Source organism: Streptomyces sp. NPDC008313 (genome assembly GCF_042956125.1).
Lineage (GTDB): Bacteria > Actinomycetota > Actinomycetes > Streptomycetales > Streptomycetaceae > Streptomyces.
The window spans coordinates 1-21,827 of sequence record NZ_JBIBFR010000018.1 but is presented as its reverse complement, the minus strand read 5'-3'; the positions used below and the strand labels follow the sequence as shown (position 1 = coordinate 21,827).

Below are 21,827 nucleotides of genomic sequence, written 5' to 3'. Positions count from 1 at the left end.
CGTTCTTCTCGCCGTCGCGCCCTGCCGCTCCTCAGCCGCCGCCGGGTCTGCGCCGCAGCGTCAGCTCCCCGTCGGCGACCCCGGCCGCGAGCCGCCCCGCCAGACGGTCCAGTGCCTCCAGCTGCCGCCGTACGTTCGCACGCTGCCGCTCCGTCTCCGCCACCACCGTCTCCAGTTCGGCGATCTCCTCGGGCGACAGCTCCGGCAGGTCCATGTCCCGCAGGCTCACCCTGCGCACCAGCGAGCCGCTGCCGCGCTGCTGGTTACGCGGGGCGGCCAGCAGCCGGGCCAGCGGATGAGGACGCATCCACACCTCTTCGGGCCGCGCCTCCCCGGCCAGGTACGTCCGGTAGGCGGGAATCCGTAGGCCCTGCACCGGCGCGAGCAGAACGCAGCCGCCCGCGTCGTCCACGCGTGTGCGCACCCCGTGCTCGGTGAGCAGGAAGACGTCACCGCGTTCGGTGGTCTGCGCCTGCGGGTACGCCGCCAGGTCTTCCAGCGCGATCCGCCGCTGCCCGATCGGCAGCGCGCCGAGCATCTCCTCACGGCCGACGACCATCAGACCGGCATCCCCGATGTCCGGCTCGCGGATCCGGTGCCCCGTCAGCAGTCTGAGCTGTCCGGCCCTCAGGTACCCGCCCACCTCGCGGTGCGCCACCCCGGCGTCCACGGGCCGCCTGACGATGCCGAGATCGCCGATCCACTCCTTCAGCCGGGGCAGCGCCACGGCGGCCTCGCGCCGTGCGTCCCGGATGGCCGAGAGGTGGTCCAGGTCCTGTTCCCTCGATGCGAGCCGGTGTGCCGGCAGGACCGAGCGGCCGTCGAGGAGCGCTTGTCCTCTCGGGCTGGTGGCCGACACGGGGAAGGGCTCGGCCTCCTCGGGAACCGGCGACCTCCCGTCCTCCAGCACCTTCGCGACGTACTCCGGCCACCCCGCACCGACCCGGCGGGCGATCCGATCAGCGTCGACCAGCAGTGACCGGCCCCGGGCCCTCGGCGTCGCCTCGTCTCGCAGTACCAGCAGCGCGTGCTCCGCACCCGTACGGAACTGGTGGATGCGGCGTGGCAGCTGGATGATCGCCGCCACCGCGTCCCGGCTCAGCAGTTCCTCACGCATGCGAGCGTTCGGTGTCGGTGTCGTGCCGCGCGGCCGGCTCAGGGTCCAGGACGGTACGACGACCAGGCCCCGTCCACCGGGCTTCAGACGGTTCACGGCCTCAAGGGCCCAGCCGAGGGGGCCGCCCTCGTCGGACTCCCGCTCCCCCGCGGCGTAGGGCGGGTCCGCGAGGACGACATCACCGGACGGGATACCCCAGGGGCGCTCCGGGTCCAGGTCGAGCTCTCGCTGCTCCCACGGTCGCAGGGTGTCCAGTTCCTCAGGACGTGCGCAGATGTCCACCGCGGTGCAGCGATGCGCGAAGAGCCGGTAGAGGATGAGCTTGCGGCGCAGTGGATCGGGCTCCACCGCGACGATGCCACCCCGTGCCCTGATGCTGTCGAGGGCGAACAGCAGCTCTCCGGTACCGGCACAGAGGTTGATGACCGTGGGACAGTCCAGGCCGGAGGACACCACTCCCACCGGGCCGGCGAGCCTGCTGACCAGCTCTGCGAGCGCGGGCGGCGTCGTATCCATGACCAGGTCCGACTCCAGCCTCTCGGCAAGCCTCAGCACGGTGTCCGCGGCAGCACCCGGTGAGCCCAGCTCTTCGACGAGCTGCCGTACGGCACCGACGACGCGCGGATCAGCGGCTTCCGCGTCCGCCGACAGCTCTTCCGGCAGGGCCTCCGGGTACCAGTCGCTGCCTTCCCCAGCCATCGCGCACACAGCGAGCGCGTCGACGATGAGCCGCTCCGCCGAACCCAGATCGTGACGCAGGGCCACGAGTCCGCGCAGCCGCAAGCCCCGCCGGAACCGGTCACCGTACGTGGGGTGTGTGCCGTCCTCGGCGGGCTCCGCGTCCGGAATCGGCCGCAGGTCCAGCCAGGCGGCCACGTCCTCCGCGTCGAAGAGGGGCCTGCTGTCGCTGCCTCCCACTGGATCAGGGAACGGCGGGCGTCTGTCGCCGCCCGCCTCCACAGGCCTTCTGGAGAACCTGCGCCGCCAGTTACTGACGGTGGGTCGGCCGACCTCGGCGAGCTCCTTGATCTCGCCGAGCGAAACCAGCGACGCCCCGTCCGTCTCGCCCGGTACCTGCCTCGTCAACTCCGCTCCCACCGCTCCGTCCCCTCCCTGGCGGTCGTCGCCATCCCTACGCACGGCCTCACAGCCGCATGGGCTCCTGGCCCGACAACACTGCCTTCCTGCGCGCCAGGACCTCCGGAACCTGCCCATGCTTCTCGTGCCGGTCAGCCATCGCCGGCGAGACGTACCGCAGCAGCGTCAGCGCGGTGTCCAGATCCTGGTCCAAGTGCCGCTGGAACACGCACTCGTGATGAGCGATGCGGTTCCGCAGCGTGAGCATGAACTGGAACTGCCTGTACAGGGCGGGTCGCCCGCCACGGTGCTCACGGAACACGTGGCGCAGTGAGGAGTTCCAGTACTTCATCTCGTAGTTGTCACCGCCCCCGGGGCCCAGCAGGCTGACCCAGAAGCCGAACGACAGCTGCGCCACGATGTCGCACGGGCCGAACGGGCGGTACGGGCGTCTGTCCTCCAGGGTCTTCCACGCTCGGTCCAGCATGTCCTGGCCCTTGTAGTTGGGCCGGGCCTTCGGAACGTCCCACCACGCGTCCTGTCCGTGACGCCCCACGAGCTGGCGGTGAAGCCGGTTCCGCAGGCTGATCTCCAGGTCACGCAAGGGGCTCTGCAGAGCGCGAGCCACTTCGGAGTCCCAGGCGTACAGCCGCAGCGCCCTCCTGCGGTCGCCCCCGCACTTGTGCAGGAAGGGCCGGAACCGCTCCGTCGAGATGGCCTCGATTAAGCGGTCATCGTCCTCCACCCCTCGCCCACTCACGTCCTCACGCTTCCTTCCGCCCGTGACCCGCCCGTGGTAGGGTCTGTCGAGTAAGCCTTGGACTACTGTCACTGCTTCGCATACAGCCCATGGCAGTGCTTAGTTGTGGCCCTCGAGTCCGCCCGCTCAGATCAGGCGAACTCGAGGGCACAACTGCTTCTGCGCCGCAGCGCGTCCAGCCGGCGCCACATCGACCCTTCAGGGCTGAGGTGCCACTAACCACAGTAGTAGACCTCACGAGCCAAGTCAATGTTTTCAAGTGAGGGGCATGCGAGAAGCCCCCTTCTCAAGGGCAACTCACTGCTTGTTGTGGTTTTGAGAACGTGACTGAGTTCCGATTGAAATCGAGAGAATGAGAAAGCTCTGCCACATCCCGAAACAAAACGGGTTGGCAGAGCTTCTTGACGAGGGGGCTTCGCTTCCGGCGGAGCTACCGTGCCGTCCTCCGGGGAGGACGGCACGGTAGCTCCGCCCGCTACGTCGTCGTGCGGCGTCTGCGGGACCCCGGCCGACGCTCGCTGGGCCGGGTCACCGGGTCGCCCGCCTCCAGGGCGGACGCGCGGCGGCGGAGGCCGAAGTCGGCGAGGGCCTCGGCGAGGCGGAGGACGGAGGGCTCGGGGGCCATGACGTCCACGCGCAGGCCGTGTTCCTCGGCGGTCTTCGCCGTGGCCGGGCCGATGCAGGCGATGACGGTGACGTTGTGCGGCTTGCCGGCGATGCCGACGAGGTTGCGCACCGTCGACGACGAGGTGAAGAGCACCGCGTCGAAGCCGCCGCCCTTGATGGCCTCGCGGGTCTCGGCCGGCGGGGGCGAGGCGCGCACGGTGCGGTAGGCGGTGACGTCGTCGACCTCCCAGCCCAGCTCGATGAGGCCGGCCACCAGCGTCTCGGTGGCGATGTCGGCGCGCGGGAGGAAGACGCGGTCGATCGGGTCGAAGACCGGGTCGTAGGGCGGCCAGTCCTCCAGGAGGCCGGCGGCCGACTGCTCGCCGCTGGGCACCAGGTCCGGCTTCACGCCGAAGGCGATGAGCGCGTTCGCGGTCTGCTCGCCGACCGCCGCGACCTTGATGCCGGCGAACGCGCGGGCGTCGAGGCCGTACTCCTCGAACTTCTCGCGGACCGCCTTGACGGCGTTGACGGAGGTGAAGGCGATCCACTCGTAGCGGCCGGTGACCAGGCCCTTGACCGCGCGCTCCATCTGCTGCGGGGTGCGGGGCGGCTCCACGGCGATGGTGGGCACCTCGTGCGGGACGGCTCCGTAGGACCGCAATTGGTCGGAGAGCGACGCCGCCTGCTCCTTCGTCCTCGGGACGAGGACCTTCCAACCGAACAGCGGCTTGGACTCGAACCAGGACAGCTGCTCGCGCTGGGCGGCGGCGGAACGCTCACCGACCACGGCTATCACCTGGCGCCCGCCGTCCGGGGACGGCAGCACCTTCGCCTGCTTCAGGGTCTGCGCGATCGTGCCGAGCGTCGCCGACCAGGTCCGCTGCCGCGTCGTCGTACCGGCGACGGTGACGGTCAGCGGCGTGTCCGGCTTGCGCCCGGCCGCGACCAGCTCGCCCGCGGCCGCGGCCACCGAGTCGAGCGTGGCGGAGACGACGACCGTCGCGTCGGACGCCCCGACCTCGGTCCAGCAGCGGTCGGAGGCCGTGCGGGCGTCGACGAAGCGGACGTCGGTGCCGTGCGCGTCACGCAGCGGCACACCGGCGTACGCGGGCACACCGACGGCGGCGGCGACGCCGGGGACGACCTCGAAGGGGACGCCCGCGGCGGCACAGGCGAGCATCTCGCCGGCCGCGTACGCGTCGAGCCCGGGGTCCCCGGACACCGCACGCACCACCCGCTTGCCGCCCCTCGCGGCCTCCATGACAAGATTGGCGGCATCCCTCAACGCGGGGGCACCAGCGGTTGTTGACGCGCCGTCAACGACCGCCAGCTGAGGCGTGCCCGGGTCCGAGTCTGCGTCCACGACGGCAACGCCTTGCCTGGCGTGCGCGCGCACCACGCCGAGCACCTCGTGCTCGGCGACGAGGACATCCGCGTTCGCCAGCGCCTCGACGGCGCGCAGTGTGAGCAGTCCCGGATCCCCGGGTCCGGCACCGAGGAAGGTGACGTGCCCGTGTTCGAGGCCGGCGGGAAGGTTGGTGGGGCTCAAAGTTCTCGCTCCCCCATCAGACCGGCCGCGCCCTTGGCAAGCATCTCGGCAGCGAGTTCACGGCCGAGCGCCATTGCTTGGTCGTACGTCTCGGGCACGGGACCGGTGGTGGACAACTGCACCAGCGTCGAGCCGTCGGTCGTACCGACGACGCCGCGCAGGCGCATTTCCTTGACAATCTGCCCGTCGGCCAGGACGTCGGCCAGCGCGCCCACGGGTGCGCTGCAGCCGGCCTCCAGGGCGCCGAGCAGGGCTCGCTCGGCCGTCACGGCGGCCCGGGTGAACGGGTCGTCGAGCTCGGCGAGCGCGGCGACGAGATCCGCGTTGTCCGCGGCGCACTCGATCGCCAGGGCCCCCTGGCCGGGGGCGGGCAAAACGGTGTCGACGGAGAGGAAGTCGGAGACCTCGTCGCTCCTGCCGATGCGGTTCAGTCCGGCGGCGGCCAGTACGACCGCGTCCAGCTCCCCGTTGCGCACGAACCCGATGCGGGTGTCGACGTTGCCCCGGATAGGGACGGTCTCGATCCGCATGCCGTGGCCGCGCGCGTACGCGTTCAGCTGGGCCATGCGGCGCGGCGAGCCGGTGCCCACACGGGCGCCGTCCGGCAGGTCGGTGAAGCGCAGGCCGTCGCGGGCGACGAGCACGTCGCGCGGGTCCTCACGGCGCGGTACGGCCGCCAGCGCCAGCTCGTCCGGCTGGGTCGTCGGCAGATCCTTGAGGGAGTGCACGGCGAAGTCGACCTCGCCGCGCACCAGCGCCTCGCGCAGCGCGGCGACGAACACACCGGTGCCGCCGATCTGCGCCAGGTGCTCCCGGGAGACGTCCCCGTACGTGGTGATCTCGACGAGCTCGACGGGCCGGCCGGTCACCCGGCTCACGGCGTCCGCCACCAGCCCGGACTGGGCCATGGCCAGCTTGCTGCGCCTGGTTCCGAGCCTCAGTGCCTTCTCGCTCATACTCGCCCTCGGTTCCTGGCGTTCTCGTTCTGGGAGTCGTTGATCCCGTCGGTGCCCTCGCTCGGGGCACCGGCGTTCTTCATCTGGTCGCCCGCCCGGGAGACGGAGGCGACCGTCTCGGGGTCCAGGTCGAACAGGGTCCGCAGCGCGTCCGCGTACCCGGCGCCACCGGGCTCGGCGGCGAGCTGCTTGACCCGTACGGTCGGCGCGTGCAGCAGCTTGTCCACCACGCGTCGCACGGTCTGGGTGATCTCGCCGCGTTCCCGCTCGTCGAGGCCGGGAAGCCGCCCGTCGAGCCGGGCGATCTCGTTCGCCACGACGTCGGCGGCCATGGTGCGCAGCGCGACGACGGTGGGCGTGATGTGCGCGGCCCGCTGGGCGGCGCCGAACGCGGTCACCTCGTCGGCGACGATCCGCCGCACCTGGTCCACGTCGGCGGCCATCGGCGCGTCGGCGGAGGCCTCGGCGAGCGACTCGATGTCCACGAGCCGCGCCTGGAGCAGCCGGTGCACGGCGGCGTCGATGTCGCGGGGCATGGCCAGGTCGAGCAGGGCGAGGGCGGGCGCGGGCCGGGGCGCCGTGGCGACCGGCTCGGGCCGGCGCCGCTCGGGTACGCGGCCCGCGGTCGTCGCGGTCGCGGCGAGCGCGGTGATCAGCTCGGCGTCGAGCACGGCGGCGTCCGCGCCGTCCGGGCCCTCCTGCGCCTCGGCGCCCTTGTCGACCCAGGCGGCGTGCAGTTCGAGGTCGGCCGCGCCGATCCCGGCGACGGCGGCCTCGCCCGCCACGGAGAACCCGGCGGTTCCCTGGACGGCGGAGAGGTCGAGCGGGCAGCCCTCCTCGGTGCCGACACTGGTCGGCGGGAGGTCGCCGGAGGCAACGGAATCGGCGCTCTGGGCGGCGCTGTGCCCCGCGGACGGGCTCGTACGGGCGAGGCCGGCGACCGGCGCGGTACCCGTACGGGCCTCCAGCGCGGTGGCGACCGCGTCGGCCGTCAGTACGACACCGGTGGCGCCCGTGCAGGAAACGGCGACGTCGGCACGTGTCAGCTCGGCCGGCACCGCGTCCATCGGTACCGCGCGGGCCAGCACGTCCGTGTCGTCGCCCTCCGTCAGGATCTGCGCCAGGCGCTCCGCGCGGGCCCGCGTGCGGTTGGCGACGACGATCTCGGCGACACCGGCGCGCGCGAGCGTCGCCGCCGCCAGCGAGGACATCGAACCGGCGCCGATCACCAGCGCCCGCTTGCCCGCCGCCCAGGTCTCGACCGCGGCGCCCTCGGCGAGCTGCTCCAGGCCGAAGGTCACCAGGGACTGGCCGGCGCGGTCGATCCCGGTCTCGCTGTGCGCCCGCTTGCCGACCCGCAGTGCCTGCTGGAACAGGTCGTTGAGGAGGCGGCCGGCGGTGTGCAGCTCCTGCGCGATCGCGAGGGAGTCCTTTATCTGGCCGAGGATCTGGCCCTCGCCCACGACCATCGAGTCCAGGCCGCAGGCCACCGAGAAGAGGTGGTGGACGGCTCGGTCCTCGTAGTGCACGTAGAGATGGGGGGTGAGCTCGTCGAGACCGACCCCGCTGTGCTGGGCCAGCAGGGTGGAGAGCTCGGCGACACCGGCGTGGAACTTGTCCACGTCGGCGTACAGCTCGATCCGGTTGCAGGTGGCGAGGACGGCGGCCTCGGCGGCCGGCTCGGCGGCGAGGACGTCCTGAAGGAGCTTGATCTGGGCGTCCGCGGACAGGGCGGCCCGCTCCAGGACGCTGACCGGCGCGCTGCGGTGGCTCAGCCCGACGACGAGGAGACTCATGCCGGCATCACGGCGGGGACGTCCCCGTCAGGTCCCTTTTCGGACTCGTCCACCTCGCCCGCGGGCACGGCGGCGACGGCCGCGGCGGCCTCGGCCTCCTCACCGGCCTTGCGCTGCTCGTGGAAGGCGAGGATCTGCAGCTCGATGGAGAGGTCGACCTTGCGCACGTCGACGCCGTCCGGGACGGACAGCACGGTGGGCGCGAAGTTCAGGATGGAGGTGACACCGGCGGCGACCAGGCGCTCGCAGACCTGCTGGGCAGCGCCCGCGGGGGTCGCGATCACGCCGATCGAGACGCCGTTGTCGTCGATGATCCGCTCGAGCTCGTCCGTGTGCTGGACGGGGATGCCGGCGACCGGCTTCCCGGCCATCGCCGGGTCGGCGTCGATCAGCGCCGCGACCCGGAAGCCGCGGGAGGCGAAGCCCCCGTAGTTGGCGAGCGCCGCGCCGAGGTTGCCGATACCGACGATCACAACCGGCCAGTCCTGGGTCAGCCCCAGTTCACGGGAGATCTGGTACACGAGATACTCGACGTCGTACCCCACACCCCGCGTCCCGTAGGAGCCGAGGTAGGAGAAGTCCTTGCGCAGCTTCGCGGAGTTGACCCCCGCGGCGGCCGCGAGCTCCTCGGAGGAGACCGTGGGTACCGAGCGTTCCGACAGTGCGGTGAGGGCTCGGAGGTACAGCGGAAGCCTGGCGACGGTGGCCTCGGGAATCCCTCGGCTGCGGGTCGCCGGTCGGTGAGTTCGGCCAGTTGCCACGGTGCTCCTGCGGGTAGAGCGGGGCTGCAGGCGGTCGTGTGTCCCTGGACCGCCCCGTCGAATGCAGGCTATGTCTTTGTGAACGCGTGCACAAAGATGGTGTCCGATTTGCCCGGCCAACGTGACCGGGCTCACGCGCCCCCGGCGCACGCCCGTGGAACCGGCGCCCGGGCGGCGTCGTTCCGTGTGCGCGCGGGACACACATCTGCCCGCGGCGGACACACCCGTCCCCGCCGGGAACACATCCGTACCCGCGCGCTCCGCTTCCGCGCCTACGAGGGGCAAAACCGCACACTCTCCTCAACGAATCCCGCCCCCGAGACCAATGCCGTCGATCCTACGAGACTTTCCGGACGACTTGGACTGCTCGGTCAGGCCACGATTCGGGCACGAAGGGGCGTCGCGCGAGGGACTCCCGGGGCGCACGCGACCGCCCGGTCCCGCGGCCGCGGACGCCCCGGCGGCCGTGCCGGGCCGCGCCCGTCAGGCGGTGAGCGCCTTGCGCAGCCGCGCCTCGTCCACCCGCCAGAACGTGTGCTGGGCGCCGTCCACGAGCACCACCGGGATCTGCTCCCAGTACTCCTTGTACAAGGCCTCGTCCTCGGTGATGTCGCGCCCCTCCCACGGAACGCCGAGCTCGCCGCAGACCTTCTCGATCACCGTCTGTGCGTCGTCGCACAGGTGGCACCCGGGCTTCCTGATCAGTGTGACCAGCCGCTCCTGGGGCGCCTTCTTCTCCGTACGGCCGCCACTGCGCCGGAACATGGGACTCATACCGGCCATTCTCGCGCCCCGCCGCACCGGCGGCCGCGGTCCTTTCACGACACGGCCGCGGAGAGTTCACGGCCCGGAGCCCTCTCGGCTCCGGAACCACCGAACGGACTGGCTATGCTCACGACATGGCCGCTCTCGGATGGCTCACCCCCCGTAGGCGCTCCGCCACGGCGCGGAGCGTATTGGCAGGCGAGGCCTCGGCGGAGGCCGCCCGCAAAACCTCCCAGGAGCTCGAAGATCTCGCCCCCGAGCCCGACCTGGCCGTCGCGGAACCGGAATTCCCGGTCCTGGGCGACGACAGGGCCGCCGCCTTCTTCGACCTCGACAACACCGTGATGCAGGGCGCCGCCCTCTTCCACTTCGGCCGGGGTCTGTACAAGCGGAAGTTCTTCGAGAAGCGCGAGCTCGCGCGGTTCGCCTGGCAGCAGGCGTGGTTCCGGCTCGCCGGTGTCGAGGACCCCGAGCACATGCAGGAGGCGCGGGACTCCGCCCTCTCCATCGTCAAGGGCCACCGCGTCGCCGAGCTGATGACCATCGGCGAGGAGATCTACGACGAGTACATGGCCGAGCGCATCTGGCCCGGCACGCGTGCGCTGGCCCAGGCCCACCTGGACGCGGGCCAGAAAGTGTGGCTCGTCACGGCCGCGCCGGTCGAGATCGCCACGGTGATCGCCCGCCGGCTCGGGCTCACCGGCGCCCTCGGCACCGTCGCCGAGTCCGTCGGCGGCGTCTACACCGGCAAGCTCGTCGGCGAACCCCTGCACGGACCGGCCAAGGCGGAGGCGGTCCGCGCCCTCGCCGCCGCGGAGGGGCTCGACCTCGGCCGCTGCGCCGCGTACAGCGACTCGCACAACGACATCCCGATGCTGTCCCTGGTCGGCCACCCCTACGCCATCAACCCGGACGCCAAGCTGCGCAAGCACGCCCGCGCCGGCGACTGGCGCCTGCGCGACTACCGCACGGCCCGCAAGGCGGCCAAGGTCGGCATCCCGGCGGCCGCCGGGGTCGGCGCGGTGGCGGGCGGCACGGCGGCCGCGATCGCCCTGCACCGCCGCCGCCGCTGACCGCGAGGACCGCGCCCGGCCGGGGCGGCGTCGGCACCGCGCCCGGCCCGTGAACACCGGCCCGCCCGGCCCGCTCGGCCCGTGCACTCCGCCGGGCACAGGATGCTCCTCCGCTCCCCGCGCCCCACCTGCTCCAACGCTTCCGCACACCCCGTCGGCCCTGGCACTCCCGTACGCCCCGCCGCCCCGGGACGCACGCCGCCCGTGTCCCCTTCGGACCGGGCCCGCCCGTGCCGACGCCACGCGGACGCCACGCGGGCAATCCCCGTGTCGTACCCACGCGCCCCCGCGGCCAGTCGCGTTCGTCGCAGACGGCCACAACACGCCCCGCAGCCAGACGGAACACGGACTGATTCGGTCAATAACCGATCACAGTCCGGCACTTGATCGGGCACCGAACGTCAACAGAAGCGACGTAATCGATGATTTGAGCAACTGGGTGTAGTGCTGCCTGTACGAAGCGTTATTCTCCTCAGACGCATAACGGACCCCGCCAGTCGCTACGACGGGTGAACGGTCCGGTACTGCACGTGATGGAAGCTCTGCCTCTGGGAGTCCCGTGTACTCACACGTCGGGGTTGACGCCTCGGGCCTGGCTACGCTGCGCGCAACGGTCCTCGACCACTTGCGCGGCTTCGTCCCCACCGCGTACGCCGTCCCCGCATTCGCCGCCCCCGCGCCCGCCGGCCCTTGCTACGCCCTGGCCGACGGCAGCGCGGCCGTCGGCAGAAGGGTCCGCTCGGGCTCGGCTGCCGCACCCACCCCACGCCGCCCGGCCGCGGACAGCGACAGCGCCCGGATGATGGACCTCGTGGAGCGCGCCCAGTCCGGCGAGGCCGACGCCTTCGGCCGCCTCTACGACCAGTACAGCGACACCGTCTACCGCTACATCTACTACCGCGTCGGCAGCAAGGCGACCGCCGAGGACCTCACCAGCGAGACCTTCCTGCGGGCCCTGCGCCGGATCGGGACGTTCACCTGGCAGGGCCGCGACTTCGGCGCCTGGCTGGTCACGATCGCGCGCAATCTGGTCGCGGACCACTTCAAATCGAGCCGATTCCGGCTCGAAGTGACCACCGGCGAGATGCTCGACGCCAACGAGGTCGCGCGCTCCCCCGAGGACTCCGTCCTGGAGCACCTCTCGAACACCGCACTGCTCGAAGCCGTACGGCGGCTCAACCCCCAGCAGCAGGAGTGCGTGACCCTGCGCTTCCTCCAGGGCCTCTCGGTCGCCGAGACCGCCCGGGTGATGGGCAAGAACGAGGGCGCGATCAAGACCCTCCAGTACCGGGCCGTGCGCACCCTGGCCCGCCTCCTCCCCGACGACGTCCGCTGAGACTCCGGACCCGGACACGCTCAGCGACGGTCAACTCACGTTCTGTCGCGGTCCGTTGACTTCGCGGTCCGATCATCCGTCGTCCGTAACCCAAGTGCCGAGCCGCTCGTTGTGCGGGATACAGGCTCCCTGTGGTCACACTCCGGCCGTCTTCGATCACCTGATCGCATGGACGGAAGCGGAGGGTGCACCCCTCAGGACCCCCTGGGGAGTCGACCGTCATGACGAGAGGAGGTGCCGCCAGTGATCGCGAACGTATCGGCGCACCGGCGGGCGAACGCCTTCGCCCAGGCCCTGGAGGAGCAGTCCGACCAGGACACGGCGGCCGAGCGGCCCGAGGGACCCGCACCGTCCCCGGCTGCTGCGGAGCAGACCGAGCAGGGTCGGATGCAGGCCCTCGCGACCGGTCTCGGCGAGCTGCCCAAACCGGTGTTCGACCCAGAGGTCAAGGTCGTCCAGCGGGCCCAGCTCGTGGCCGCGATGGAGGCCATGCTGCTGGAGGGCACGGCCGCGGGAGGCGAAGGCCCGGAGGCAGCGGTGCCGCGACAGCGGTCCCACCGGCTCCACGGAGCGCACCGGGCGAGTCCGCTGGGCAAGCTGCGACCCCGTTCGCGGCTGTCGAAGAGGCTCGCGATCGGCGGGCTCACCGTCGGCATGGCCGCCGGTGCCCTCGGCGGAGTGGCCGCCGCCAGCACCGACGCCCTGCCCGGAGACTCGCTCTACGGGCTCAAGCGCGGCATGGAGGACATCAAGCTCGGCCTGGCCGACGGCAACAGCGACCGCGGTGAGATCTACCTCGACCAGGCCTCCACGCGGCTGAACGAGGCACGGCGGCTGATGGAGCGCGATCGCTCCGGCCACCTGGACCACGAGTCCGTGGGCGAGATCCGCCGCGCCCTGTCCGGTATGCGCCACGACGCGGCGGAGGGCCACCGGCTGCTCCACGAGGCGTACGAGCGGGACGGCTCGCTGGGCCCCATCCAGACGCTGTCCACCTTCTCCCGCTCGCACCGCGAGGCGTGGGGCGCGCTGCGCGAGCGGCTGCCGGTCCAGCTCGGTGACGTCAGCGACCAGGTGTCGTCGGTGTTCGACGCCATAGACGAGGAGGTCGGCCCCCTCCGCTCACTGCTGCCGCATCCGCCCTCGCAGGGAGGGTCAGGAGCGCGGGAGGGGGCGAGCCCCGACGCCACCGGCTCCGCGGACAGCGCCGCACCTCAGCCCAGCGCCGGCCAGGACTCCGCGGGCGGCGGACACGGCAGTGCCCGGCCGGACCCGTCCGCCTCCGACGGTCACGGCGACGGCCTGCTCGGCGGCAACAACGGCGGCCTTCTGGACCCGCCGGGAGAGGACACCAGCTCCTCCCCCTCGGCCGGCCACAGCGCCGTGCCCGGCCGGCCGGACGTCACCCTGCCGCCGCTGCTCCCGGGTCTCCTCCCCGGCCTGGGCATCGACAGCGACGACGCGCGCTAGCCGGACCGCCGCCGGCACACGGGGGCGGGGGCGCCCTTCACCCGGAGGACGCCCCGCCCCCGTACGGCATCCCTCGTACGGCGTCTTCCGCGGCGACCGCGGCGACCGCTCAGAAGAACACCGAGCGGCGCTGCACCAGGAGCTTGTACAGCGTGTGCTGGATCTGCTCCCGTACCTGGTCGGTCAGGTTGAACATCAGCATCGGATCGTCCGCCGCCTCCGCCGGATAGCCGTCCGTCGGGATCGGCTCACCGAACTGGATGGTCCACTTCGTCGGCAGCGGCACCGCCCCCAGCGGCCCGAGCCAGGGGAACGTCGGCGTGATCGGGAAGTACGGGATGCCCAGCAGCCTCGCCAGGGTCTTGGCGTTGCCGATCATCGGGTAGATCTCCTCCGCGCCGACGATCGAGCACGGAATGATCGGCGCACCCGCGCGCAGAGCCGTCGAGACGAACCCGCCCCGGCCGAACCGCTGGAGCTTGTAGCGCTCGCCGAACGGCTTCCCGATTCCCTTGAACCCCTCCGGCATCACGCCCACCACCTCCCCGCGCTCCAGCAGCCGGGCGGCGTCCTCCGCGCAGGCCAGCGTGTGACCGGCCTTGCGGGCCAGCTCGTTGACCACCGGCAGCATGAAGACCAGGTCGGCAGCGAGCAGCCGCAGATGACGGTCCGCCGGATGGTTGTCGTGGACGGCGACCTGCAGCATCAGGCCGTCGAGCGGAAGCGTCCCGGAGTGGTTGGCGACGATCAGCGCGCCGCCCTCGGACGGGATGTTCTCGACGCCCTTCACCTCGACCCGGAAGTACTTCTCGTACACCGGCCGCAGCAGCGACATGAGGACCTGGTCGGTGAGTTCCTCGTCGAACCCGAAGTCGTCGACCTCGTATTCGCCGGTCAGCCTGCGCCGCAGGAAGGCGAGACCGCCGACGATCCGCCGCTCCAGCCCGCCGGCCCCGGCACCGGCCCCGCGTACGGTCCCGGGTCGTTCGGACCCGGCTCGGGGCTCCGGCTTCTCACGTGCCGCCCGCTCGTCGTCCCCCGCCTCCGCGGGGCCCGGCAGCGGCTGTACCTCGCGCACCGCCGCGGGCTCACCGGTGCGCCGGCTGCCGGTGCCCCGGCGCCGCGCCGGTCGCTGCGCGCCGCCCCCGCGCGAGCGGTCGTCGTCGAACGGAATGACCTTGGCGTCCGCCATCGTTGATGCGCTCCTCAGTTGGCGCTCTGCGTCGGTAGGCGGCCGCCGTCCGGGCCGCCGCTCATGCCGCCCTCCGGGCCGCCGCCGCTCAGCGGGGGCAGCCCGGCGATCCGGTCGACGGCCCCCGCGAGGGCCTCCGGCGGCAGCAGCCCCGGGCCGCGGCTGCGCGCGAAGTCGGCGAACGTCTCCGCGGTCGTGTACGTGGGGCGGTAACCCAGCGTCTCCCGCATCTGGTTCGTCGCGACGACCCGGCCGTGCGTGAGCAGTCGCAGCTGCTCGGGCGAGAAGTCCGTCACCCCCAGCGTACGCACCGCCGCCCCCGCCCAGGACAGCGCGGGCAGCAGCAGCGGCACGGTGGGACGGCCCAGGCGCCGGGCGCACTGGGACAGCAGCAGCACGCCGTCACCGGCGATGTTGAAGGTCCCGCTGTTCAGCGTCCCGCGCGCCGCGTCGTGCGCGCCGAGCCGCAGCACCTCGATCACGTCGTCCTCGTGCACGAACTGCAGCCGCGGGTCGTAGCCGAGGACGGTCGGCAGCACGGGCAGGGAGAAGTACGAGGCGAGCGGGGAGTCCGCGCCCGGGCCGAGGATGTTGGCGAACCGCAGGACGCACACGGCCACGTCCGGCCGGCGCCGCGCGAAGCCCCGTACGTAGCCCTCGACTTCCACCGTGTCCTTCGCGAAGCCGCCGCTCGGCAGTGACTTGGGCGGGGTCGTCTCGGTGAACACGGCGGGGTCGCGGGGCGCGGACCCGTACACGTTCGTGCTGGACTTCACGACGAGCCGCTGGACCGTCGGGGACTTCTGACAGGCACCCAGCAGCTGCATGGTGCCGATGACGTTGGTCTCCTTGAGGGCGGTCCGGCTGCCGCCGCCCAGCGCGATGCCCGTCACGTCCAGATGCACCACGGTGTCGACGGAGTACTCGGCCAGCAGGCGCGCGATGGTGGGCTGCCGGATGTCGGCCTGTATGAAACCGGCGTCGTCGAGCGGATGCTCCGGGGTGACCGCGTCGACGGCGATCACCCGGTCCACCTGTGGATCCCGCTGGATCCGCCGGACGAACCGGCCCCCCAGCCGACGGGCCGCTCCGGTCACCAGCACGACCTTGCCCAAGATCAGCGCCTCTCTTCCAGCCCTCGTGCCCACGGGCCCTCGCCATGGCCCTGTCCGTACCCTGCCGTGTTCCCCCGTGTGCGGCCAACCTAGCGGGTCGATGTCGCGCTGTGATGTCCACCCGCTGCGGAACGTGACGAAGAACCCCGCCCACCCGACCGGACCAGGCCACACCCCGCGGGAGGCCCGCGCGGCCGTCCGCCCAGGCAGCGTAGACGCCACCCGCCCGAACAGGGATCCGACGCGACCGCTCACGCGTCCGGAAATCACCGGCGCTCGTCAACGGGGGCCAGGGAGGGGCCGGGTGTCCGGATACGGCTGTGGCCCCCGTCCGAGGACGGGGGCCACAGAGCGCGCTGTCGCAGCGGTCGCGCAACCGTAAGGAAGGACCCCGCCAGGAGCGGGGCACGACCCTACTTCTTGTTGCGACGCTGAACGCGAGTGCGCTTGAGCAGCTTGCGGTGCTTCTTCTTCGCCATCCGCTTGCGCCGCTTCTTGATAACAGAGCCCACGACTACCCTCGCTCACTTCTCTTTACTCGGTGCTGGGCTGCATGGGCCCACACGACCTATGAGGGGCCAGCCTACCCGCCCGAGCGCTGAGGTCGTAATCGAGGTGCCCCGGGGTGCGACCGGAGGGGTCCCGAGGGGACCCCGGACGTGTCCCGGGGCCGGTACCGACCACTGTCAGGCCGTCTCCACCCCCACATAGCTCTCGCGGAGGTACTCGTGAACCGCTTGCTCCGGCACCCGGAAGGACCTGCCCACCCGGATCGCCGGCAGATGACCGCTGTGCACCAGTCGGTACACGGTCATCTTCGACACTCGCATCACCGAGGCGACTTCCGCCACGGTCAGGAACTGAACCTCGTTCAGAGGCCTCTCGCCAGCTGCAGCCATGACACACCTGAACCTTCCGCACTCGACGGTCACCGGCTTCCCCTTCCGGTGACTCTTCGTCGTTGCGTGCTCACTCCCCAATGTAGGGGCGGGTGATGCGAGTGGGGAAGAGGGGATGGCGTCAGCCGCCTACTGTGACAGACACGCCCGATTGAGTACATAGCGTGTAAGCGGCCGGTAGTGATCGGGCCGCACGGCGTCGTCAAGCGGAACGACCACGGACACCCGCCCCTCCGCCTCCCCGACGAACAGCGCCGGATCGTCCGTGTCCGCGAGCCCGATCGTCTCGAAACCCAGCTGACCTGCGCCGCAAACCCAGCCATGGTCACCGATCACCAGCTCGGGCAGCGGGCCCCCGGAGTCCGCCGCACCGGCCAGAGCGGTCCGAACCGGGAGCGGCGAGTGGGTGTGTGCGCCGGTCTCACAACCGGCGGCCCCGGCACCCGGTTCACGCAGCAACGCGACTCCTCGTACGTAGTCGAGGTGGTAGGTGCGTAGGCCGAACCGGGTCGTTATGTCGACAGAGCTACCCTGCGCGGGGGTGAGGACGACACAGCCGGCCGACGAGAGGGCGTCCGCCAGAGCGGCGTAGAAACCGAGCAGCCGGTGCGGATGACCGGTGCCGAGCAGCACCGGCGACCGGCGCCGCGCGGCCCGGGCCAGCCGCTCCGCGAACGCGTCGAGCGCCGCCAGGGTCAGGTCGGGGTCGATCACGTCGTACCCGGAGGTGTGCGCGGGGTCGGCCGAGACCCCGCACCTGTCGGCCATCAGCTCGATCAGGTCCCGCTGCCGCCACGTCCGCTCGGGGTCGAGGCCGAGCAGCACGCGGGGGTCGCGGGCGGCGAAGAGCCGGTAGCTGCGCAGACTGTCCTCGCGCGAGGTGGCGACGGGCCCGGCCAGCCGGGCGGCCAGCAGATGCGCACGCAGTGCGCCGGTGCTCAACACCCCAGCGATCCTTGTGCAGCCGCCCACGCCCGGGGCCCGAAGCCGGGGAACAGCCCACCATTGGCGTAACGGCAAGCGCGCTCGGTGGACGTCACCACGTAGGAGCCTTCCGGCCGGGTCCGGACGCGCGGGGGTTAGGCCAGCAGTCCGCGCAGCGGGAAGACCGCCCGGCGGGCCGCGACCACGGCCTGGTCCAGACGGTCCGCGGGGTCGTAACCGGACTCCCAGTCCGCGTACGCCACGGGCCACCGCCCGTCCGTCATCCGCATCGGCGCCAACTGCCGCGTACGCGCGAAGACCTCCTGGCGCCAGCTCTCCGGGATCACCGTCTCCGGTGCGATCTCCCGGCCCGCGGCGACCGCGACGAGATGCGTCCAGGACCGCGGCACCACCTCCACCACCGCGTACCCGCCGCCTCCGAGCGCGATCCACCGCCCGTCGGCGTACTCGTGCGCCAGCTCGTGGCATGCCACCTGCACGGCCCGCTGCGCGTCGAGCGAGACGGCGAGGTGCGCGAGCGGGTCCTCGAAGTGCGTGTCCGCGCCGTGCTGCGTCACCAGCACCTGCGGCCGGAACCCGGCCACCAGCTCCGGCACGACCGCGTGGAACGCCCGCAGCCACCCCGCGTCGCCCGTCCCCGCGGGCAGTGCGACGTTCACCGCCGACCCCTCCGCCGACTTCGCGCCCGTCTCCTCCGGCCACCCGGACTGCGGGAACAACGTCCGCGGATGCTCGTGCAGCGAGATCGTCAGTACGCGCGGGTCCTCCCAGAACGCCGCCTGGACACCGTCGCCGTGGTGCACGTCCACATCCACGTAGGCGACGCGCTCGGCGCCCAGCTCCAGCAGGCGGGCGATCGCCAGCGCCGCGTCGTTGTAGACGCAGAACCCGGAGGCCGCACCCGGCATCGCGTGGTGCAGTCCGCCCGCGAAGTTGACCGCGTGCAGCGCCTCGCCGCGCCACACCGCCTCCGCCGCCCCCACCGACTGGCCCGCGATCAGCGCCGACACCTCGTGCATCCCGGCGAAGGCGGGATCGTCGACGGTCCCCAGCCCGTACCCGGCGTCCGCCGAGCGCGGGTCCGCGGACGCCGCCTTGACCGCTTCCACGTAGTCCGCGCGGTGCACGAGCCGCAGCGTCGACTCGCCGGCGGGCTTCGCCGCGACGACGTCCACCTCCCGGTCGAGGCCGAAGGCGTCGACCAGGTGCCGGGTCAGGGTGAGCCGGACCGGATCCATGGGGTGATCCGGGCCGAAGTCATAGCCCGTTACTGCCTCGTCCCACATCAGCTGTGCGCGGCCGCTCATGCCCGTCACCGTATCCGGCCGGAGCGGGGGCGAACGAACGGGCGTACGCGAAGGTCATCAGGACCAGCACCATCGGGACGAGCATCGCCCCCCGGTAGTTCCACGCGTCGCCGAGCGCCCCCACCAGCGGGGAACCGATCAGGAAGCCCACGTAGTTGAAGATGTTGAGCCGCGCGACCGCCGCGTCCGAGACCCCGGGGAACAACCTCCCGGCGGCCGCGAAGGTCTGCGGCACCAGCACGCACAGCCCCAGGCCCAGCAGGGTGAACCCCAGCATCCCCACCCAGGGCCCCGGCGCCGCGGCCACCACCGCGAAGCCGAGCGCCGCGACCAGCGCCCCCGCCCGGACCACCGCCACGGCCCCGAACCGCCGCACCCCGAAGTCCCCGATCGCCCGCCCCAGCAGGGTGGTGACCATGTAGACGTTGTACGGAACGGTCGCCAGCTGCTCCGAGCTGCCCAGCACGTCCTGCAGGTACTTCGCGCTCCAGTTGGAGACCGTCGAGTCCCCGATGTACGCGAACGTCATCACCAGGCACAGCGGCAGCAGCAGCTTGAAGACGAGCGGCCCGCCGCCACCGGCCCCGGCGCCCTGCTCTCCCGCCGCCTTGGCTGCGACGGGAGAGCCGGAAGCGACGGAGGCGGTATCCGCGGCGACGGGGGCGGTGCCCGCATCCACGTACCAACGGCTCCCCACCAGCACCGCCGGCAGCAGCACCAGCACGACCGGGAGATACGAGACGACCAGCGGCAGGTCCCAGTGCGCCCCCACCCACGCGAGCGAGGCACCCACGATGCCGCCGAGGCTGTACGCGGCGTGGAAGCCGAGCATGATGCTGCGCCCGTACGCGCGCTGGAGGCTGACCCCGAGCATGTTCATCGAGGCGTCCAGCGCTCCCACCGCCAGCCCGAACACTCCCAGGGCCACCGCCACCCCGGCCAAGCGGTCGCCCGCCCCGACGCCGAGGAGCGCCAGCAGCACCACCGGCTGCGACCACCTCAGTACGTGGCTGGGGCGGACCCGGCGGACCAGCTTCTCCGTGCACACGCTGCCGACGCCCGCGAGGATGGGGACGGCGGCGAGGAAGGCGGGCAGCAGCGCGTCGGATATCCCGTACCGGTCCTGGATCGCCGGAATGCGCGTCACCAGCAGCGCGAAGGCGGCCCCCTGGGCGAGGAAGCCGAACGCCAGAGAGGCCCTACCGCGCCGCAGCACATCTGTCATGGCGGCGAGCGTAGGGCCCCGGGCTACTTGTGGGTAGACAGTCGCAGGAGAAGATGAATTCCGTTCAGGTCCGGACGGGCCGAGTCCGTACGAGCTGAGCCTGCCCCGCCGACGTCGGCCGGTCCGGCTGCGGCCCGCTCGCCTCAGCACCGGCCTTCCGAGGCGAGCTCCTGCCTCAGCATCATCTTCATCGGCACCACGGCCCGGGCGCCGCTGACCATGAAGGCCAGCACCATCGTGGCGACCATGACGACCGAGCCGAGCCACACCATCGTGTCGACGGGCACGGTGTAGGCCCCCACGGCCCGCAGCACGCACTCGCCGAGCAGCGCCGCACCCCAGACCAGGGAGAAGGTCCGCTCCGCCCGCCGGAACTCCTCGGACCCGGCGGCCAGCCGCTCCCAGGCGGCGGCCCGCGCCGCGTCGCCCTTGACGACGAACGGCTTGACCGCCGCCGTCATCATCGGCCGCCCCAGCTTCAGCGAGGCCAGGACGCCGATCCCGACCACGCTGCTGATCGCGCTGTCCTTGGCGAGCATCAGCCGCGGGTCACCGGTGACCAGGCCGAGGAGAAGCCCGGCGACGTTCACGAAGAGGATGAGCGCGGCCAGTCCGTTGAGCCTGCGCTCCTTCACCACGCCCCACACCGTCCGGGCCGCCGGCACCACGCTGCTCCAGCCGAGTGCGGCGACGGTGCTGAGGTCGCACGTGCTCTTCAGCAGGTAGTACGACCCGAGGGGCGCCCCGACGTCCATGAGCAGCGGCCCGAAGCTCTGCCAGACCGTGCGCCGCGACCGCGACCCGGTGGCCGTCCCGCTCCGCGTGCCGGCGACCGGCTCGATGACCGGCCGGGTGGCCGGTGCGATGGTCGCCGCGGTGCTGGTCTCGGTGGCCGTGAGGCTCATGGTCGGGTCCCTCCGTCGTAGCTGTGCACGTCCCGTTTCGATGTACTCAGCTTCGCGGTCGGACCCCCTGCGCCGACAGGAACGAACGTCCGGAGCTCTGCATGACAATTGTCAGCGCCGCACCGGGGCAGCCGTCATATCAGCAGGTCAGCCAACTCGCTCATGCGGGAGAAGAGGTGGGTCGCTCCGGTGAGCCGGTCGGCGGGCGTCATCGCGGTGAATCCGTAGACGTCCATCCCGGCCGCGTTCGCCGCCCGCACCCCGAGCGGACTGTCCTCCACGACCACGCACCTCTCCGGCGGTACGCCCATGCTCTCGGCCGCGTGCAGGAAGAGGTCAGGTGCCGGCTTGCCGCGGCCGACGTCCTGCGAGCTGAAGACCCGGCCGGCGCCGAAGAACCGGTCGAGCCCGGTCTTCCGGTGCCCCACCCTGATCCGCTCGTGACTCCCGGAGGACGCCACGCAGTACGCGACCCCGTCGGCGGTGAGCTTCTCCAGCACCTGCGTGGCGCCGGCGACCGGCTCCAGCTCCCGCTCGAACGCGGCGAACACCCGCTGGTGGAAGACCTCGTCGAAGTCCTCCGGAAGCCGCTGCCCGGTCCGTTCGGCGACCGTGTCGTGCACCCGGTGCATGGCGGCCCCCATGTAGTCACGCAGGGAGTCCTCGTACGTGGTGGGGTGACCCAGCTCCGTCAGATAGGCGGCCAGCAGCGTGTTGGATATCGGCTCGCTGTCCACGAGAACGCCGTCGTTGTCGAAAATCACCAGGTCGTAGCGCATAGGGCAACAGTAGGACGAGCCGTCCACATAATGACCTCTGGAACGCAGAAAACCCCCGGACCGGTTTCCCGGTACGGGGGTATTTCCACAATGATTGTTCGGCGGCGTCCTACTCTCCCACAGGGTCCCCCCTGCAGTACCATCGGCGCTGTGAGGCTTAGCTTCCGGGTTCGGAATGTAACCGGGCGTTT

The 21,827-nt window shown here is 71.8% G+C and carries 19 protein-coding genes and 1 rRNA gene; 3 read left to right on the top strand and 17 right to left on the bottom strand.

All coding sequences use genetic code 11. The features are described from left to right. Window positions 1-31: 31 nt before the first annotated feature. From ACFY93_RS23620 to ACFY93_RS23590, 7 genes are all read right to left on the bottom strand, one after another. On the bottom strand, window positions 32-2,203 hold the full coding sequence (locus ACFY93_RS23620) for an N-6 DNA methylase (RefSeq protein ID WP_391362368.1): 2,172 nt from the start codon (window positions 2,201-2,203) through the stop codon (window positions 32-34). Window positions 2,204-2,261: 58 nt separating this feature from the next. Beyond that, window positions 2,262-2,954, bottom strand: a complete 693-nt coding sequence (locus tag ACFY93_RS23615; RefSeq protein ID WP_391362365.1) for a hypothetical protein — start codon at window positions 2,952-2,954, stop codon at window positions 2,262-2,264. Between the two features lie 475 nt (window positions 2,955-3,429). Further along, complete coding sequence (locus tag ACFY93_RS23610) at window positions 3,430-5,112, bottom strand: uroporphyrinogen-III synthase (protein ID WP_391362363.1); 1,683 nt, start codon at window positions 5,110-5,112, stop codon at window positions 3,430-3,432. Further along, window positions 5,109-6,068, bottom strand: coding sequence for a hydroxymethylbilane synthase (gene hemC, locus ACFY93_RS23605; RefSeq protein ID WP_391362361.1), 960 nt, complete (start codon window positions 6,066-6,068; stop codon window positions 5,109-5,111). Before hemC ends, ACFY93_RS23610 begins: the two co-directional genes overlap by 4 nt. Continuing rightward, the gene (locus tag ACFY93_RS23600) at window positions 6,065-7,864 is read right to left on the bottom strand and encodes a glutamyl-tRNA reductase (protein ID WP_391362358.1); all 1,800 of its coding nucleotides are present in this window, start codon (window positions 7,862-7,864) and stop codon (window positions 6,065-6,067) included. The genes hemC and ACFY93_RS23600 overlap by 4 nt, the downstream gene beginning before the upstream one ends. After that, a complete protein-coding gene (locus tag ACFY93_RS23595; RefSeq protein ID WP_391362355.1) occupies window positions 7,861-8,625 on the bottom strand; it encodes a redox-sensing transcriptional repressor Rex in 765 nt (254 codons plus the stop codon). The genes ACFY93_RS23600 and ACFY93_RS23595 overlap by 4 nt, the downstream gene beginning before the upstream one ends. 483 nt (window positions 8,626-9,108) lie before the next feature. Further along, window positions 9,109-9,408 carry a glutaredoxin family protein gene (locus tag ACFY93_RS23590; RefSeq protein ID WP_391362353.1) on the bottom strand — a complete coding sequence of 100 codons (300 nt, stop codon included), beginning with the start codon at window positions 9,406-9,408 and terminating at the stop codon, window positions 9,109-9,111. 116 nt (window positions 9,409-9,524) lie between these two features. Here ACFY93_RS23590 and ACFY93_RS23585 point away from each other — a divergent pair, with 116 nt between their 5' ends. From ACFY93_RS23585 to ACFY93_RS23575, 3 genes are all read left to right on the top strand, one after another. Then, window positions 9,525-10,463, top strand: coding sequence for an HAD-IB family hydrolase (locus ACFY93_RS23585; RefSeq protein ID WP_391362350.1), 939 nt, complete (start codon window positions 9,525-9,527; stop codon window positions 10,461-10,463). A gap of 559 nt (window positions 10,464-11,022) precedes the next feature. Continuing rightward, a complete protein-coding gene (locus ACFY93_RS23580; RefSeq protein ID WP_391362348.1) occupies window positions 11,023-11,799 on the top strand; it encodes an ECF subfamily RNA polymerase sigma factor, BldN family in 777 nt (258 codons plus the stop codon). Window positions 11,800-12,042: 243 nt separating this feature from the next. Further along, window positions 12,043-13,269, top strand: coding sequence for a DUF5667 domain-containing protein (locus tag ACFY93_RS23575; protein WP_391362345.1), 1,227 nt, complete (start codon window positions 12,043-12,045; stop codon window positions 13,267-13,269). 109 nt (window positions 13,270-13,378) lie between these two features. Here the strand turns inward: ACFY93_RS23575 and ACFY93_RS23570 are convergent, their stop codons facing one another. From ACFY93_RS23570 to rrf, 10 genes are all read right to left on the bottom strand, one after another. Continuing rightward, the gene (locus ACFY93_RS23570; RefSeq protein WP_391362343.1) at window positions 13,379-14,461 is read right to left on the bottom strand and encodes a 1-acyl-sn-glycerol-3-phosphate acyltransferase; all 1,083 of its coding nucleotides are present in this window, start codon (window positions 14,459-14,461) and stop codon (window positions 13,379-13,381) included. 14 nt (window positions 14,462-14,475) lie between these two features. After that, the gene (locus ACFY93_RS23565) at window positions 14,476-15,576 is read right to left on the bottom strand and encodes an NAD-dependent epimerase/dehydratase family protein (RefSeq protein ID WP_391362340.1); all 1,101 of its coding nucleotides are present in this window, start codon (window positions 15,574-15,576) and stop codon (window positions 14,476-14,478) included. Between the two features lie 413 nt (window positions 15,577-15,989). Further along, window positions 15,990-16,088, bottom strand: coding sequence for a 30S ribosomal protein bS22 (locus ACFY93_RS23560; RefSeq protein ID WP_003948845.1), 99 nt, complete (start codon window positions 16,086-16,088; stop codon window positions 15,990-15,992). 174 nt (window positions 16,089-16,262) lie between these two features. Beyond that, on the bottom strand, window positions 16,263-16,475 hold the full coding sequence (locus ACFY93_RS23555) for a helix-turn-helix domain-containing protein (RefSeq protein WP_004984898.1): 213 nt from the start codon (window positions 16,473-16,475) through the stop codon (window positions 16,263-16,265). 129 nt (window positions 16,476-16,604) lie between these two features. Further along, window positions 16,605-17,420 carry a phosphatase gene (locus ACFY93_RS23550; RefSeq protein ID WP_391362338.1) on the bottom strand — a complete coding sequence of 272 codons (816 nt, stop codon included), beginning with the start codon at window positions 17,418-17,420 and terminating at the stop codon, window positions 16,605-16,607. Window positions 17,421-17,554: 134 nt separating this feature from the next. Further along, window positions 17,555-18,727 (bottom strand): acetoin utilization protein AcuC, encoded by a 1,173-nt coding sequence (locus tag ACFY93_RS23545; RefSeq protein WP_391362335.1) that lies wholly within the window; start codon window positions 18,725-18,727, stop codon window positions 17,555-17,557. Beyond that, window positions 18,678-19,952, bottom strand: coding sequence for an MFS transporter (locus ACFY93_RS23540; protein WP_391362332.1), 1,275 nt, complete (start codon window positions 19,950-19,952; stop codon window positions 18,678-18,680). The genes ACFY93_RS23545 and ACFY93_RS23540 overlap by 50 nt, the downstream gene beginning before the upstream one ends. 143 nt (window positions 19,953-20,095) lie before the next feature. After that, window positions 20,096-20,857 carry a VC0807 family protein gene (locus ACFY93_RS23535; RefSeq protein ID WP_391362330.1) on the bottom strand — a complete coding sequence of 254 codons (762 nt, stop codon included), beginning with the start codon at window positions 20,855-20,857 and terminating at the stop codon, window positions 20,096-20,098. A 134-nt stretch (window positions 20,858-20,991) separates the two neighbouring features. Further along, a complete protein-coding gene (locus ACFY93_RS23530) occupies window positions 20,992-21,636 on the bottom strand; it encodes an HAD-IA family hydrolase (RefSeq protein ID WP_391362329.1) in 645 nt (214 codons plus the stop codon). Window positions 21,637-21,732: 96 nt separating this feature from the next. Continuing rightward, window positions 21,733-21,827: ribosomal RNA gene (rrf, locus tag ACFY93_RS23525) — 5S ribosomal RNA — on the bottom strand; the annotation flags it as partial.

Excerpts from the sequence above, each read along its gene's own strand:
- hemC (WP_391362361.1), bottom strand. The coding sequence starts at position 6,068 with ATGAGCGAGAAGGCACTGAGGCTCGGAACCAGGCGCAGCAAGCTGGCC.
- ACFY93_RS23600 (WP_391362358.1), bottom strand. The coding sequence starts at position 7,864 with ATGAGTCTCCTCGTCGTCGGGCTGAGCCACCGCAGCGCGCCGGTCAGC.
- ACFY93_RS23590 (WP_391362353.1), bottom strand. The coding sequence starts at position 9,408 with ATGGCCGGTATGAGTCCCATGTTCCGGCGCAGTGGCGGCCGTACGGAG.
- ACFY93_RS23585 (WP_391362350.1), top strand. The coding sequence starts at position 9,525 with ATGGCCGCTCTCGGATGGCTCACCCCCCGTAGGCGCTCCGCCACGGCG.
- ACFY93_RS23570 (WP_391362343.1), bottom strand. The coding sequence starts at position 14,461 with ATGGCGGACGCCAAGGTCATTCCGTTCGACGACGACCGCTCGCGCGGG.
- ACFY93_RS23555 (WP_004984898.1), bottom strand. The coding sequence starts at position 16,475 with ATGGCTGCAGCTGGCGAGAGGCCTCTGAACGAGGTTCAGTTCCTGACC.
- ACFY93_RS23545 (WP_391362335.1), bottom strand. The coding sequence starts at position 18,727 with ATGAGCGGCCGCGCACAGCTGATGTGGGACGAGGCAGTAACGGGCTAT.
- ACFY93_RS23540 (WP_391362332.1), bottom strand. The coding sequence starts at position 19,952 with ATGACAGATGTGCTGCGGCGCGGTAGGGCCTCTCTGGCGTTCGGCTTC.
- ACFY93_RS23535 (WP_391362330.1), bottom strand. The coding sequence starts at position 20,857 with ATGAGCCTCACGGCCACCGAGACCAGCACCGCGGCGACCATCGCACCG.
- ACFY93_RS23530 (WP_391362329.1), bottom strand. The coding sequence starts at position 21,636 with ATGCGCTACGACCTGGTGATTTTCGACAACGACGGCGTTCTCGTGGAC.